At 43.4% G+C, this 15,383-nt stretch carries 14 protein-coding genes; 7 read left to right on the top strand and 7 right to left on the bottom strand.

The genetic code is table 11. From position 1 onward, the window contains the following. Positions 1 to 136 precede the first annotated feature (136 nt). The 5 genes from E4N65_RS00665 to E4N65_RS00645 form a co-directional block, all read right to left on the bottom strand. Positions 137 to 502, bottom strand: a complete 366-nt coding sequence (locus tag E4N65_RS00665) for a hypothetical protein (protein WP_253673539.1) — start codon at positions 500 to 502, stop codon at positions 137 to 139. Between the two features lie 75 nt (positions 503 to 577). Beyond that, positions 578 to 901: a YcxB family protein gene (locus tag E4N65_RS00660; protein ID WP_253673538.1), complete on the bottom strand. Its 324-nt coding sequence runs from the start codon at positions 899 to 901 to the stop codon at positions 578 to 580. 554 nt (positions 902 to 1,455) lie between these two features. Next, on the bottom strand, positions 1,456 to 1,872 hold the full coding sequence (locus E4N65_RS00655) for a hypothetical protein (RefSeq protein WP_253673537.1): 417 nt from the start codon (positions 1,870 to 1,872) through the stop codon (positions 1,456 to 1,458). Positions 1,873 to 2,188: 316 nt separating this feature from the next. Further along, on the bottom strand, positions 2,189 to 4,246 hold the full coding sequence (gene ppk1 / locus E4N65_RS00650) for a polyphosphate kinase 1 (RefSeq protein ID WP_253673536.1): 2,058 nt from the start codon (positions 4,244 to 4,246) through the stop codon (positions 2,189 to 2,191). Positions 4,247 to 4,282: 36 nt separating this feature from the next. Then, positions 4,283 to 5,713, bottom strand: coding sequence for an MGH1-like glycoside hydrolase domain-containing protein (locus tag E4N65_RS00645; protein WP_253673534.1), 1,431 nt, complete (start codon positions 5,711 to 5,713; stop codon positions 4,283 to 4,285). Positions 5,714 to 5,975: 262 nt separating this feature from the next. Between E4N65_RS00645 and E4N65_RS00640 the strand changes: the two genes are divergently transcribed. The 3 genes from E4N65_RS00640 to E4N65_RS00630 are packed head-to-tail and all read left to right on the top strand — an operon-like array spanning position 5,976 to position 9,460. Next, entirely contained in the window at positions 5,976 to 8,360 is a 2,385-nt protein-coding gene (locus E4N65_RS00640) for an asparaginase domain-containing protein (RefSeq protein WP_253673533.1), read from the top strand. A gap of 13 nt (positions 8,361 to 8,373) precedes the next feature. Continuing rightward, positions 8,374 to 8,766, top strand: coding sequence for a GrdX family protein (locus tag E4N65_RS00635; RefSeq protein WP_253673532.1), 393 nt, complete (start codon positions 8,374 to 8,376; stop codon positions 8,764 to 8,766). Positions 8,767 to 8,824: 58 nt separating this feature from the next. Next, complete coding sequence (locus E4N65_RS00630) at positions 8,825 to 9,460, top strand: HEAT repeat domain-containing protein (RefSeq protein ID WP_253673531.1); 636 nt, start codon at positions 8,825 to 8,827, stop codon at positions 9,458 to 9,460. Between the two features lie 54 nt (positions 9,461 to 9,514). Here the strand turns inward: E4N65_RS00630 and E4N65_RS00625 are convergent, their stop codons facing one another. Then, complete coding sequence (locus E4N65_RS00625; protein ID WP_253673530.1) at positions 9,515 to 10,456, bottom strand: hypothetical protein; 942 nt, start codon at positions 10,454 to 10,456, stop codon at positions 9,515 to 9,517. Between the two features lie 211 nt (positions 10,457 to 10,667). On the opposite strand from E4N65_RS00625, the gene E4N65_RS00620 reads away from it, so the two are divergent. Continuing rightward, entirely contained in the window at positions 10,668 to 11,159 is a 492-nt protein-coding gene (locus tag E4N65_RS00620) for a prolyl-tRNA synthetase associated domain-containing protein (protein WP_253673529.1), read from the top strand. Between the two features lie 58 nt (positions 11,160 to 11,217). Here the strand turns inward: E4N65_RS00620 and E4N65_RS00615 are convergent, their stop codons facing one another. After that, positions 11,218 to 12,150: a hypothetical protein gene (locus E4N65_RS00615; RefSeq protein WP_044017019.1), complete on the bottom strand. Its 933-nt coding sequence runs from the start codon at positions 12,148 to 12,150 to the stop codon at positions 11,218 to 11,220. A gap of 154 nt (positions 12,151 to 12,304) precedes the next feature. Here E4N65_RS00615 and E4N65_RS00610 point away from each other — a divergent pair, with 154 nt between their 5' ends. From E4N65_RS00610 to E4N65_RS00600, 3 genes are read left to right on the top strand one after another with little or no spacing between them, the layout of a single operon-like run. Further along, entirely contained in the window at positions 12,305 to 13,798 is a 1,494-nt protein-coding gene (locus E4N65_RS00610; protein ID WP_253673528.1) for a S41 family peptidase, read from the top strand. Positions 13,799 to 13,815: 17 nt separating this feature from the next. Further along, the gene (locus tag E4N65_RS00605; protein ID WP_253673527.1) at positions 13,816 to 14,640 is read left to right on the top strand and encodes an RsmE family RNA methyltransferase; all 825 of its coding nucleotides are present in this window, start codon (positions 13,816 to 13,818) and stop codon (positions 14,638 to 14,640) included. Next, positions 14,622 to 15,359: a WecB/TagA/CpsF family glycosyltransferase gene (locus E4N65_RS00600; RefSeq protein WP_253673526.1), complete on the top strand. Its 738-nt coding sequence runs from the start codon at positions 14,622 to 14,624 to the stop codon at positions 15,357 to 15,359. Before E4N65_RS00605 ends, E4N65_RS00600 begins: the two co-directional genes overlap by 19 nt. The last annotated feature ends 24 nt before the right edge of the window (positions 15,360 to 15,383 follow it).

The following is a 15,383-nucleotide window of genomic DNA, read 5'->3' as shown; positions in this document are numbered from 1 at the left end:
ACCTGCATTTGTGTCTTTGCCGACGCGCATAGCGACGGCAAAGTTGGCGCGAAAGTTGCATAAAAAAGGGAGCTGCTGCAGCAGCGACCGCCCAAGCAACTTTCATGCCAAAACAAATGTCAGGTTGAAGCGGGTGTTATGTGATTTTCTTAACCTTATAGTTAATTAATTCTAAATCAAAAATTTCATCATTTTCATTATAAATACGAATCGTATCATTATCAATTAATTCTGTTTCTTTAATAAAAATCCATTGGACATCTTTTTCTAAAAACGGATTATACCAGATTGAATAAATTGATACTGTTTTTTTTATTTTTGAGTCTTTAATAGATTTGATGATTATCTGACCAGTTCCCTTAAAAATGCCATTTGAATAATTTGCAATATACTCGTATCCATTATGAATTATCGATGGAACTTCTGGAGGCGGAGTCCTTTTTGCATATAAAAACGAGAGTGAAAATATAAATATACTTAATAATATGATACTTTTTTTCATTAAACATACCTATTGAATAGAAGTATTGTAAAATGCTTCTTCGTCCTTGCCCTAAAGTTCAATTTATTTTTTTGATTACTTTTTTTGCGGCGAATATTTTTCTTTTATAAAAGCTTCAATTTCAAGTTCTTCCTCTTTTGAATTAAAGAAATTTCGGGGAATTAAAATAGCTTTTCTATATGATACATAAACTGCAATTAATTTTTTAGTGATAATAACTTTTCTGAAATCTTCAAGCGTATAACTAAACGAACCTCTACAAGATGCATAATTTATACCATTCTCTGTTAATGTAAGTATAACCTCATCATTTGAGGTTCTATCACTCTTAAATGAATAATTGCTAAAAATTTTAAGTATTAAAAAATATATAGCAAAGATAATTAAAACAGGTAACAAAAGATAATTAAAACAGGTAACAAAAGATAATTAAAACAGGTAACAAAAGATAATTAAAACAGGTAACAATTGAGCAATTATATTTTCAATGCTAGAATCCTTTATTATGCTTGAAATTGGACTTGAGAAAATTACAAAAAAACAAATAAACAGAATAAAAAAATAACTTTTTTTATGCAAAAGGGCTGCTCTATTAAAATTTACATAATCGTCTAAACTTAATGTACCTTTTAAAACATATTCCATTTTTCCTACCTCGCGTCATAGTGTGGGCGTTCATATGACATTGTTTTAAACCGCAAATGGCTTGTCCGTTTGTCGACTCTGAAAACGGTGTTAGGTTTTTTTCTTCTCAACAAGGTTTTACTATATTTTTATAGATTCATACAAACCTGTTTTTCACTATTATAGAATAAGTGTAAATTCGCGTCAATTTCATTTTAAAAATCCATCTTGAATAGATTTTCAAGATATTCCTTATTTTACTTTCTTAATAATCACTTCTTCGTCAAAGTCCGAAGGTCATATTGCACACTAATACTTAAATCAATTTTTTACTTTTGTAGATTTACTATTTTTATTAAAAGAATTATCTGAAATAGTATTCCTAAAAATAACAAAGAATAAATATTAATTTCTGAGAAAAGCTGAAAGAGTAGTTTTGTTTCTCCATCTGGGTGAAAAAACATTTTTGTAGAGACGCCCCAGTTAAAATAATGAAGAGAATTTCCAAGTAATCCAAGAAAAATAGAAATAAATATTTCTACAAAGAACCATTTTGCTTTCATTTTTTTTATAAATAAAAAGATAATGATTCCAACAGGAAGGAAAATATCTATCAACGTTTCAAAAAAAGTAATATTAGTCATAGCCATTACAAAACCATATTTTGTAGTAATTATCCACGGAAATAAAAGAATAAAGTGCGTAGAAATTATAATTATCAGACATTTTAAATAATTCTTAACCATATATTTTTTTTCTTCCTTTCTTAGCACCGCATTACGGTGTCCACATAACACCTTTTAGACCTTTCCTCATAATATCATAAAAACTACGCGCTTTCAATCTAAGCTCGCGCCTCTCCAAGCAGCTACATCTTTCTACCATAATATCTGCCGGAACACATCATCAACAGCCAGATTAGGCCTATCTTCACTAAATGATATAACGACAAATCACATTCGGTCGATAGGGCTTTGAACGCCGAGGCCACCGCGGTTGAGGACGTGCATGTAAATCATAGGGTTGAAACATCGCTGTGAGCAAAAAGCTCTCTAAAATAATTCAATTGGCGGCTTGCTGTTCAAAAAAGCGATGGAAGGCTTCTTGTGCCCGAACCGGCGGCTGCCCCTGCTGCAAAGTTTTACGGTGCCAACTGCCATCCGGCTGCATTTCAAAGGCCTTTACGTTATCCGCAAAGTACACGCTAAAAAAATAATCCAGCAGTAACTGATTCTGCTTATCCAGAACAGGAAACAACAGCTCTACCCGCCGTTCAAGATTGCGGGGCATCCAGTCCGCACTGGAAAGGTACCATTCAGGATTACCGCCGTTTTCAAAATAGAATATCCGGCTATGCTCCAAATAGCGGTCGATAATACTAACAACGCGGACATTGTTGCTGATGCCGCGCTGCCCGGGAATAAGCATACAGATACCCCGCACGTTTAAATCGATACGGACACCTGCCTGCGAAGCCTTGTATATGGCGGCAATCAGTTCGGGATGCGAAAGGCTATTCATCTTCGCGACGATACGGGCGGGCTTATGCTGCCGTGCAAAGTCGATTTCCCGCTCGATATGTTCCAGCAGAGTACGTTTGAGCGCTTCGGGTGCAGTAATGATATAGTGCGGATTTTCCGGCGTATATTTACCGCACAGACGCGAAAAGATTATCTGTGCATCGGCAATCATCCGCGGATTAACCGTAAACAACGATATGTCCGCATAAAGCCTCGCGGTGGTGTCATTATAATTGCCGGTAGACAGGTGCAGATATCCCTGCTCACCCAGCCCCTCGCGCCGCATAATCAACAGAAGTTTTGCGTGAACCTTCAAATGCGGCAGGTCGTACACCACCCGCACGCCGTGTTTTTGCAGCCGCTTTACCCAGCCGAGATTCCGCTCCTCATCAAAGCGCGCTTTTAATTCCACAAATACCGTAACCTGTTTTCCCCGCTTTGCAGCATCCACCAACGCGCGCACAACGGGCGAACTTTTACTCGTGCGGTACAAGGTCATACGTATGGACATTACGGCAGGGTCTTCCGCAGCGTCAGATAAAAATCTGATAACCGGTTTATATGATTGATACGGAACATGCAGCAGAATATCGCCGGCTTTGATACTATCCCACAACGTACCGTCAGAGGGAAAGGCAGGATGTGCAAAATGCTTCCATTTTTCATTCCTCAGCCGCTTAAACCCGTCTATTTCCGTGATTTTTGCAAAAGAGGAAAGACCGATGGGCGCCTCGCTTAAATAGACATCCTTTTCGTCCAGCTGAAACAGCTCGCTCATCCGTTTAATAAATGCCGGTGATTCATGCGTACTCGTCATCCTAACCACAAACGAATAGCGGCGCCTGATAAGAACTTCTTCCAACGCTTCGATAAAACCGTCATCGGAGGAATCGTCAACTGTCATACTCGCAGAGCGATTAATCTTAAAGATTCCCGTCCCGGTAATCCGGCAGCCGGAAAAAAATGCACCGCCGAAATACCGAATCAGCTCATCGATTAGCACAAATTCCACTTTTTTTACCGGCGCTACCCCGCCGTCCGGTGATAAAAAGACAAAGCGCGGAACTTCGGGCACCGGCACAATTGCCAGCCGGTCTTGTTTGCCTGCATCATCCGAAAGCAAAAACCCAATATGCAGCCGCACATTGGCGACACTGTCTGCAAGAGCTTGTTCATCATCGGATAGCTGCGGTTTAATAATAGGATAAAGGTGCCGATAAAAAAAATCTTCCAAAAAACGCTGCTGCACTTTGGAACATTCTTCCGGTTTGCGGTAAATAAGCCCTTGTGTTTTAAGCTGAGGAAGGATTTCGGTATTTAACACCGCTTCTTGAATATCAAACAGCCGCCGTGTTTTCTGAACAATACCCTTTAGCAGTGTTTCCGGCGACAAACCACCCGACTCATCGGAGGGATGTCCGCTTTTGTAAAGCTCCTGCAAACCGGCGACCCGTACCATAAAAAACTCATCAAAGTTTGAAGATACAATGCCGATAAACTTGAGCCGTTCCAAAAGCGGCACCGCAGAGGAGCACGCCTCTGCCAAAACCCGCTCGTTAAAATCGATCCATGAAAGCTCTCGATTAAGATAGTCCATCATAGTGAAGGTCTCGCCAAACCTTACAGGCAGCTCCGCTTACAGTTTATCGATGAGCATCGAACACTTACCGGAAGGTATCGGAAGCGTTTTCTTTTTTTGTCCGAGGATATTGATGGTAAAGTAATAGAGCTTTTCGCTTTCCATGTGGATTTCCCAGCCCCGCTGCGTTTTTGACGACAGGATGGTAACGAGGTTCCGTTTCAAGCTCAAGTTTTCGATTCCCATCACCTCAAGGTTCGGAATAATCCAATCGACGGTTTTCCGCGGGAAGCTGATAGAAAGTCCGATCACATTTTCAATCATCAATGTGATGGTCGAGAGCGCTGCCGAAAAAAGATATTGCTTACGCGGGAAATTTTCATGCCCGGGCCACTGCGCGGGACCTTCTTTTTGCGGCAAATACGCTTCCCACAACGCGCCTTTTTTGCTGTTACCATCGGGAGCAAGTCCGTCAAGCACATAATAGATATGCCGGATAGCACATTCCCGCGCAAGTTCCCATCGCTCATATTTTTCCAAGCCCTTAATGACGATAAAGTTCAAATGCGGGAATACACTGCCCAGCGCTCCCATACCGCGTTCATTATACGCAGGGTCATCAAGCGACAAACTGGGAATAGGATGATCGGAACCGAATGTTTTGGGATTGAGCAAGTGTGCGGAAAGCTGCTCGGCTTTATCCTCATTAGGAATTTCAGCAAGCAGAGGCCAAAAACCGGCGATTGTCTTCTGCGGTAATTGCCGTTCATCCGCATCGATATCGTGATAAAAACCCGTTTCGGCATTCCACATAAGGGCATTGATACGGGTTTTCAGGGTAAAATAAACCCGCTTATATTGAAAACTCAATTCCTTGTCGTTAAGGATATCCCCCAACACCGACATATACAGCGCATTAACCGCAACCGCCGCATTAAAATCCACCAGATACGCAGCTTTCTCACGCGGGGTATTGTACATCTCTACGGCTGCGAGCGGGACGGTATACAATCCGTTCGGTTGCTTAAATGAGGTTTCCAACCACTTCATATAGCGGGTTAGTACCGGCATAACATCCTTCACCCGTTTTTTATTTGCCGTCTTGTGGAACATATTATATTCCGCCCATGCAAAAAGCGGCATACCGACCCCTTCGGGATTATCACTTGAGAAAACCGGTTCGCCCGTTTCGACGTTATACTGAGATCGAATAGCCCCCGATTCTTCTTGATGTGCATAAAAAAAGTCTAAACCTTGATTTGCATTATAATTCCTGTTCGAATAAACAAAAAAGAACGATGAAAAAATGGTTTCGTACTGATTTAAAAACCAGCCGTTGTTATCGGGATAGAGAAAGAAACTTTCAGTTGCTCCTTTTTCGGTTTTTATATTGAATAAAAAATCCTGAATGAACGACCATGTCCTATCATAAATATCAACAAAATCCTGATCATAAAAATGAACTTTTGGAAAATCGCGCTTGTTCACCACTGCTCCTCAACAATCCGCCGCTTTTATTCGTATTCTTTTTGCACAGTTTTAACTGTAACCGTTTAAATAGTGCCGTCCTGTTAAACACTGAGAAAAATCATAAAAATAATTAAGCAAATCTTTCGCGTATATAGTATATCATATTTTTTCGCATAGTTGTATAATTTTTTCAGTTTTTTGTATATTCTGATGAGGATCTTTTAAACTCATCAATTTTTTAGAGATATCTGATTTCATTCCAGTGTTGCAGGAGGAACGCTTGTACCAATCATTTGTTTTTCTTGAAATCCGCATTTTAATCTTATCGGATGAAAAAGCGTTTTGCTCATGCAAAGCAGGCTCCGCTGCCGGAAGTTGCCCTATTTGTACACGCACACCGGGATATCCGCCGCTTTTAAAAGAACGCATTGCCCGCGATGCATACCGACTTGCTCAAAGCCTCGGCTGTACACTTATCCAAAAAGCTCAATATGAATACCCTTCGGGTATGCCCGCCCTTCCGCCCGAATATCAGCTCTGCGGTGCTTCGGTAAAAATTGCGGAAAAAGGCGTGCTCGATATCGAATTTCACAAACACAAAAAGCAGATTGATATTTTGGAAATACGCATCGAAGAAGATGCGGGACGCCTTATGCACGCCGACGGCAAGGCTTTTATGGATTACAGCTCTGCCGGAATGCCGAGCATTAGGATACGCACCGGTAACAATCTTGAATTAGGTGAAGAAGCGGAGATGTTTTTAACCGAACTGAATAACCGGCTTCGGTACATCGGACTCCTCACCGATTCCGACAGTAGTCATAAAATCCGCTGCAATGCCTACGTTGCTTCTACCGAATTCCCCAACCCGCCGCAGCACTACGTAAAACTGAGGAACCTTAACTCTTTTAACTTTGTACGGAAGGCGGTAAACGAAGATTTACGGCGGCAGGAAGATATGCTCAAACAGGGGAAGGAGCTGATTTCGGAAAGCCGGTTGTGGAATGCCCGCATGGAGCGTACCGAGCCGTATAAAACGCGGGATTTTATCGATTACGTTAAAACAAAACCGGTAGAAGAGCAGGCTTTTTACACCGCGCCGGATACACTGCTGCAAGAGGTATTGCAGACTGCCCCGGAAAATCAACAATCACGGAAGCTGCGCTATATTCAATCCTTCGGCCTGTCCATCCCGATTGTACGGGCGCTGTGTACCGAGGCGCGGCTTGCGAATTTTTTTGAAGCGGTGCTGCAATTCGGAATTGAGCCGAAAATCGCCGCAAACGGCATCCTTGAAGATATTCTCCCACTGCTGAAGCGTGCCGGCAAAACAATCGATTGCCTTGTTTTACAGCCTGAATACTTTGCCCGTATTTTGCGGCTTGCGCAGGAAGGAACGATTAACCATCCGATTAGCCGCACGCTGCTACAAAAGATTATCATAGACGGCGCTGACCCCGCAGCCCTGCTTGCTCAAGATGAATGGATAAAGATATCGGACGAAACAACGCTGAGGACTCTCGTGCAAGAGATGCTTAGCAAACATCCGAAAGAAGCGGAACTGCTCAAAACCGGTTCGATGAAATACCTTGAAATCTTGTGCGGCGCGGTGATGAAGCGGACAAAAGGGTTTGCCGACCAGCAATTGGTAAAGCAACTCATTAAAGAAGAATTGAATATCCGCATTATCTATGTGCTTTCGATGGGCGGCGCAATTTCGGCGACTATACAAAACGGACAGGTGAAAGCGGGAAACACCAAAATTCTGTCCGAACTTTTGGATACCGATATTGCAAAACGGCATATCCGTATCGAACCGAGTATTTCCGACGGGCTTTTTAGCGAAGAGTTGGAACCCGCGGATTGGGCGCGGCTTATTCACGCAATCTGCGAAAAGATCACTTCGGGTACGGCAAACGGCATCGTCATAACACATGGAACCGATACCCTCGTCTATACTGCGCCGCTGATATACTGGCTTTTTGCCGACACACCGGTTTCCATCGTATTGACCGCATCCGGTACCGCCCCTTCGGAATCTGAAGAAGCGCGGCGCAACTTTAACGCGGCAATCAAACTTGCGTGGGAGAAAGAAAACGGGGTATATGTTTCTTTTAACGGTAAGGTGCTTTCGCCGCTCAATCTCAAGTTCGTCGATTCAGGCGATATCGGCTTTGTAAACTGGAATATGCAAGCGCCGCTCTTTAGAGGTGAAGGACTGCTTTCGGATTATGAGGAAAGCGACAGCCTTGTTTTTGAAAGCTTATTGAGCGAAGCTGCCGACAATATGTTTTTGATAAAAACCTATCCCGGCATTAGAAGCGACCGGCTCATTCCGTTGCAAAAAAATATACGAACATTCTTCTTAGAGCTGTATGAAAACGGCACGGCCAATATGAAAGACAGTTCATATTCTATAAAAGAGTTTCTTAAACGCGGTAAAAAACAGCAATGCAGATTTTATTGTACTTCCCAACAAGAAGAAGTCATCGATTTTTCCAACTATGCCAGTGCACGAAGCTTATGGAAAGAAGGCGCCGTACCGATGGGGATGCTCACAACCGAAACAGCCATTGCACTGTACTATGCAGCATCTCTCGTATGCGACACCCAAGAAGAACTCGATCGCATTATGGAAACGGCAGCACTCTTAAACGAAAGATAAAAAGGAAAATTACGTGAAGCAACTGATTATCACCAACAACCCTCAAATTGCAGAATATCTTGAACGCACCCACGAAGATTCGAATAACAGCACCGAAGCCAAGGATATTAAATTGATCTTCTGTACCACCCGTGAGGAGCTGTATATACAAGTGCGCGACTATATTCACCGGAACTGGAAGCTGCAAAATCATGCAATGTATGGAAATATTCAGCTGCACAAGCAGCCGTACCGCAGTATGGTGTTAACGGAAGGAACCGAACTGGACACCCGATCTTTGCAGTTATGGGAGCAGGCTATGGAGCGGGTAAACCGCACTAATCCGCCGACTTATTCGGAGAAAGTACTGAAAGATTTTCAAGCACTTGATTTTTCTTTATTTAACAGTATAGTATCACCCACTTAAAAATACATCAGCATCGAACATCTTGCTACATCATCCTCATTATTCATAGGAAGAACACATGAATAGAAATATTGAACGTCTTCAAAGTATTGCGTATACAGCGCAAACAACTCCCGCGGAGCTGACGAGTGAAGATATTGCATTCGTTACCAAAAGTATTAAAAGCAGTAATGAAAAAGAGGTCGCACAAGCTTACGAGACTTTAGGCCGCATAGGAAATCATCTTCCTGAAAAAATTACACATTTGATAGACGGTGCTTTTGCAGCATTAAAAGACCGAAATTGGGAAATTCGGGAACAGGCTGTTTTGGCGATCGGCCGCACGGGGAGGGCGGATATCAATACGGTAAAAAATCGGCTGGATAGGATTATTCAGCTACACTGCGACCCCATACCCAAAGTACGGGCGGCAATGCTGGATGCGTGTCAAAGTATTGCTCATGCTAAGGCAGCCGTTTTTAAACCGTACATCGGTTTATTTGAACGGATGTTAGACGATCCTGACCAAAAGAATGTTCGTGAACATTCCCCTGATATACTCCGCGTAATCGGAAAGTACGAACCGGAAATGGTTGAACGTTCGTTGGTATTGCTAAAGGAAAAGCTGCGCGATCCTTCCCCGGCAACACAAGCTCACGCCGTCGAAGCCATACGCACAATCGAAACATTTTTGCGCAGGACACCGACGGTGTAAAGCATTCATAAGGGCATTGTTAAAAAAATCTAGCCAAGTTTTTAGAGATGCCCATTAGTTGTTGGGGAGATTCACATCGAAGATAATCCCCACACGCTTAAAGACTATCTTGTCCAGCTTACTTTTATCGATTGTACGTTTTTGATAAAATGTTTTTAAATCACCGACTGTATAGTTATGAGCGGTCTTCCATTGTGCAATCAACATGATCGTCAGCTGATCGATCGGTTTAAAGCTGATGATTGGTCCGAATACGACATTATAACGATCTTCGCCCCATATACTTTTATCGGCACCGGTAGGAACTTTAAAAAAAGTTTTCTCCGTTTCCAGTCTAAAGGCAATCATATTCATCGGTAGGGGCATTTGATAGCCAAGCACGTATGAAGCACAATAGGTCAAGCCGTTTCTGTTTTCGCCGTCATCATTCTGAAACACCCATGATGTAAGCGGGTCAACACCTGTAACACCCCTATATAAAAAGTACTGATCAACCCTCGCGATTATATGAGTCCAATCAGTCGGGATAATTGCGCCCAAATCAAATTGCAAAGCACCGCCAAAATTTGCAGTGTAAAATGCGTTTTTAAAGTTAATAGGAACTTTGTGCGTTGTGCCGGAAACATCCTGATTTAAGGCAAGGCCGTGCCATCCTGCAAGTGTCCACCCGGATCCAATACTGGCACCTCCATATACTTCCAAAAAGGCGAGCGGAGTCCAGACCACATCAAACTTTCCTTCGACGGTAACCGGCGTAAGTTCCGCCCCTAGTTTAAATTTAATATTATTACCACGCATAAACGGATTATCAAAGTTCAAAACCGGAACTTTAATAACTTCTGTCACATTCAGCTTGCCGGCCCAAGGATAGGTAATAGCCAGATTGATATTTGTCGAATATTTTACCTTTGACTTTTCCTCTGCCCCTTCTTCCTGTGCAGAAAGCGTACTGAGAATCAGCAGGGCACCAATCACCGATGCAATCAGTTTCTTCATAAAACACTCCTTAGACTGCTCGTTTTTTTCACGACAACGTAATATAAAAACAACGTTGCATAAAAACGGCACACTATCAAGCCTACACGGATGCTGCTTTTTATGCAAGACCTGCCCAGCCCCCATCCCCCAAAGTATATTCCTGTGTTGTCTTTTCTTTTATTTATGCTATAGTATTTAAAGAACCGGATAAGGTACAAGGAGATTTTTTATGACACCTGCCGAACACGTTTACAAAGCATTGCAAGATATGGGTATCAGTTACGAAGTTGTCGAACACCCGCCGGCTTTAACTACAGAAGAAGCCGACAAATACATCGAAGGCAAAGAAGGGTGCCGGACAAAAACGCTCTTTTTGCGAAACAGAAATAAAAAACGGTGCATTCTACTCATTATGGACGAAATGAAACGGCTTGATATGAAAAAGTGTGCGGAAATGCTCGAAGAAAAAGAATTTAAATTTGCATCGGCAGAATTATTGGCAGAAAAGCTGGGTCTTGCAGCCGGGGTCGTGTCGCCGTTCGGTTTATTAAACAACACCGCACACGATGTGCCCGTATACTTTGATAAATCAATGCTTGACGAATATCGCATTTTAACCTTTCATCCGAATGAAAATACAGCGACGGTTTTTATCGATTCCGGCGACCTGCAGCGTTTTATCAAAAACACGGGACACGAGTATTTTATCATTAATGCATAAGACTTCTAAAAACAGCTTGATGCGTTTACCCGATGTAGACATCAGGCATATTGGTAAGTTATGTAAGCGGCAAGCGATCGATCTGCAAAACGGCATTTTTTGAGCGTGCATAGCTTTGCAGCCATCGTTTTACGGGAATAGTCCAATCATTTTCATGGGCACCCTCTAAAAGGAGGCGTTCAAACATAAAGTGAATGTGTGACCTCACTTCTTGTTTGACCTGCTCAGAAAGTGTCTTGTCGTCGGCAAACAAACTGTTGATAATATCGACTCCTGCGCTTATCGTAAATCGGCCTTTCAGCACATACAGCATCATATACATTGCCGCAGGAATGCAATTTACACTGTGCTGCTTGATATACAATACACTTTCAATAATATGCCGCGCTCCTTCTTGTAATTCTTCCGTATAGAATTCCCGCTCTTCTTGTGTAAAATCCTCCTGTTTAAACACTTCGGCATAATAAACCGATGCAAGAACAACGATAGAAACGTGCAGACTTGGCACGCACAACAAATGAGGGTCTAAGGCATGAATTATTTTGAATGCCTTATCCGCTTTATAATCAGGGCGGTTTGTTGTCGTCATGCAAAAGCGGTATATCTTTGCAGCCCCTGAATATGCTTGTTCGATAATCGAAAGATATTCGGTGCAATACGGCAGCGCTTTTTTTATTCCAATCCGACGGAACAAAAAGGTCATCGGCCGGATCCAAAAATTCGTAAAATTCAAATAAATTTGTACTTTGTCGGGTGTAAAAGGAATTAATTCATCCAGAGAATGCGATACGTCCAAAATGGGAATCGTTTTAAAGTGCCATTTTACCGAAAACTGTAGCCAAAAAAAATCGCGTATAACGGTACGTAAAAAACGGAAGAGTACTTTTGCACTTTTGATCCGGAAAGGAATAATCAAATACGGAAGGAACACGCCGTAAGAGTTAATTGTCCGCAGAGAGGATGCTTTTCCACTGACAGTACTTTTTATCATCAGTAATATTGTATCGAAAAGCACAGCGCTATACAAGGCATCGTGTGTTGTACTATCCCATATATCAGGTACTTTACCTCATTTAAATATGCGAACAAAGATACAAACTCGCTAAAGGCTTGACAATTTTCCAATATAATAGAAAATATTTTCTATGAAACCGCGAAAAATTTGGATTATTACCTGTTTATTTTCCGTTATTCTCATTTCTACCGTATCGTATGCACCGTCTATCTTTGCTCAATCTCAGCAGGATCGGACTCAAAGTACGATACCGTATATGCAATACCTGCAATACTTAAATGAGGCGCTTCAACGCTATTATGTCGATGAGGTAAATCCGGAGGTGCTCTTTCAGGGCGCCGCGGAAGGAATGCTCAATGCACTCAAAGACCCGTATACCATGTATATCGACAACGGCAGTTTAACCGGCGTAGGATTGCAGGATACCACAACCGGCTACTTCGGCGGCATCGGTATTACCTTTACCAAGCCTACGGCTTCGGCAGCTGAACGCCCATCCTATATTGAAGTTGCGTCCGCCCTCGAAGGAACCCCTGCATGGAAAGCCGGTATTCAGGCAGATGACTTCATTACCGAAATCGAGGGAGAATCTACCATCGAGATGACGCAGGCGGATGTCGTAGCAAAGCTCCGCGGCAAAATCGGCACATCCGTTACCGTAACCGTTCGGCGCGGAAAGAATATGGAGTTTCCGGTTAAACTGGTTCGAGCGCGGATTGAAGTGCCGACCATTAAATACATGAAGCTCGATAAGGATATCGGCTATATCCGCCTGATAGAGTTTAATCCGAACGGCAGCCGGCGCATACGGGAAGCAATGGAAAGCCTACAAGCGGAAGGCGTAACCAAACTGGTCCTCGATCTGCGGAATAATCCGGGCGGACTCATCACTGCAGCAGTTGATACGGCGAGCCTTTTTATTAAAGAAGGATTGATCGTTTCTACAAAATCGCGCATTCCTCAGCACAATCTTGAGTTTAACAAAAACGCTGCGATCGATGCGGTGTTTGCGGATGTGCCGCTTGTTGTGCTTATCAATAAGGGTTCGGCGAGCGCCTCGGAGATATTGGCGGGAGCTTTAAAAGATTATAAGCGTGCATACCTCATCGGGGAAACCAGCTATGGAAAAGGTTCCGTGCAGCAGATATTCGATTTGACACAAAAAGATTCTTTTAAGATGACGACTTCACGCTATTATACACCGAGCGACGCAAATATCGACAAAACCGGCATCAAACCGGACAAAGAGGTGCTGCTGTTTCCGCCGCTATCGGCAGATGACGAAAAACAGCTGGAAAAACTGTTCAAAGATGAAAAACTTTCCACCTTTGTCAAGAAGAACCAGGATTTAACCGCGGCACAAATTACCCGATATGCGGAATCGCTCGCAAAAGAATATTCTCTGAACAAAGAATTGCTCCGCATTTTGATTCGGCAGGAATATAATAGAACTCACACCGCTCCCGCGGCTGATATTGAATATGACGCACCGCTACAGGAAGCTGTCAAAATTCTTAAAAGCGGGACATTGCCGCAACTGCTGCGGAACAGCAAAACCGTGCGTCAAATGCAGGACGAAGCAGCTCAAGAAAAAGCCGTAACCGACTTGAAGAAGGCTTCATAAATCGGTATCACGAAACGATGAAGCAATTTATTATCGAGCAAGAGCCGGACAGTAATGGTATGCTCACCTTGAGCGGCAAGGCTTTTGTATACTTGGTAAAGGTACGGCGTATGAGGGAAGGTGATATACTGTCGGCGGTACTGCCGCAAAGCGGCGCTGCCGATATGGTCATCGATTCGATAAACACCGCAAAGAAAACGCTGCGGTTAAAGCGACGTCCAACGCCCTTCAGTGTGTGCGGGACGGCTGCTGCGGATGCAACCAACGAAGCCGCAAACACTTCGCCTGCGTATGTTGCACCTGCTGCCGAACTTATCTTGCTGCAATGGGTGCTCAAAGGCTCTAAAACCGACACCATTATTAGGCAGGCAACGGAGGCAGGCGTGCGCGCCGTTTTACCGGTAATCGGAGAATTTTCCATTGCAAAAAAACAAAACCCTGCACAGCTGGAACGGTTCAGGCGCATTATCAAAGAGGCGCGGCAGCAATCGGGCTCTCCGATCGATACCATCGTTATGGAACCGGCTCCGCTTGCCGAAATGCTCAACACCTTAAAAACGCTTGTACCGGCTGCTACTACCGTGTTTGCTCAGTGCAGCGAAGCCGCCGCGACATCCGTCGGATTTCACCAACTGCTTGCAGAAAAGCCTTCCCATATCGTGCTCGCAATCGGAGCGGAGGGAGGCATTAGCTCCGCGGAAGCAGCAGTACTTCGCGACGCGGAATTCCAAACCATTCATTTTAAAACGAACGTATTACGTGCAGAAACCGCCGCACTGTATGCAATTGCAGCGGCGCAAACTACTATAAACGAGGCTGATCAGTGGCACTTACCCGTATAAACCTTTTAACAATTCCTATCGATATCCTCCCCGATGAAGATATTGAGCAAACCATATTAGATATGCTGAGCAAAGGAGAACCTCAACATATCGTGTTCATTACAATCTGGGATTTGCTCAGAGCGCGCCGCGATGCGGAATACCGCGCAATGCTTGAGCAAGCAGCGCTCTGTCTTCCGCTTTCAAGAAGTTTATTAAAAGCGGCGCAGTTCCTCAAACTTCCCGTACCGATCAGACGCGATTCTTTTGATATGATTATCAGAATTCTCAACATCATCGACTCGCATTATAAATCGCTCTACTTACTGGGCGGACGGGCGCAAAACCTGCTCGATGCCGAACGCAATGTACACGTAACTTTTCCGGGTATCGGTATTGTCGGCCGTTTTAACGGTTTCTACCGCAAGACTATGGAACAGGACATTATCCTTTCGATTGTCAAAGCCCATCCCGCCCTGTTGATTGCCGGAAACGGGCTCCCCGGCGGCGTCCGATGGATTTATCGGAATAAAGCGAAATTACCCGCAAGCATCTTTATCCATGATAACGATATCATCGATATCTTTGCAAAACGTAAAAAGCGTATTTCCGACGCCGCATTTCGGAAAGGTCACGAGTTTTTACCGCAACTGCTGCGTAATCCTTTTAAAGTATTTTACGTATTCCGTTACGCCCTCTTTTTGCTGATTGTGCTGTTCTACCGATTGTTCAAAACATAACACGGTCTAACTTCGACTGCTGAT

The sequence above is a fragment of the Treponema sp. OMZ 855 genome, assembly GCF_024181145.1.
In the GTDB taxonomy this organism is placed as follows: domain Bacteria; phylum Spirochaetota; class Spirochaetia; order Treponematales; family Treponemataceae; genus Treponema.
The sequence above is the reverse complement of the archived record's forward strand: the minus strand, read 5'-3'. Positions and strand labels throughout refer to the sequence as shown.

Excerpts from the sequence above, each read along its gene's own strand:
- E4N65_RS00665 (WP_253673539.1), bottom strand. The coding sequence starts at position 502 with ATGAAAAAAAGTATCATATTATTAAGTATATTTATATTTTCACTCTCG.
- E4N65_RS00655 (WP_253673537.1), bottom strand. The coding sequence starts at position 1,872 with ATGGTTAAGAATTATTTAAAATGTCTGATAATTATAATTTCTACGCAC.
- ppk1 (WP_253673536.1), bottom strand. The coding sequence starts at position 4,246 with ATGATGGACTATCTTAATCGAGAGCTTTCATGGATCGATTTTAACGAG.
- E4N65_RS00630 (WP_253673531.1), top strand. The coding sequence starts at position 8,825 with ATGAATAGAAATATTGAACGTCTTCAAAGTATTGCGTATACAGCGCAA.
- E4N65_RS00625 (WP_253673530.1), bottom strand. The coding sequence starts at position 10,456 with ATGAAGAAACTGATTGCATCGGTGATTGGTGCCCTGCTGATTCTCAGT.
- E4N65_RS00620 (WP_253673529.1), top strand. The coding sequence starts at position 10,668 with ATGACACCTGCCGAACACGTTTACAAAGCATTGCAAGATATGGGTATC.
- E4N65_RS00615 (WP_044017019.1), bottom strand. The coding sequence starts at position 12,150 with ATGATAAAAAGTACTGTCAGTGGAAAAGCATCCTCTCTGCGGACAATT.
- E4N65_RS00610 (WP_253673528.1), top strand. The coding sequence starts at position 12,305 with ATGAAACCGCGAAAAATTTGGATTATTACCTGTTTATTTTCCGTTATT.
- E4N65_RS00605 (WP_253673527.1), top strand. The coding sequence starts at position 13,816 with ATGAAGCAATTTATTATCGAGCAAGAGCCGGACAGTAATGGTATGCTC.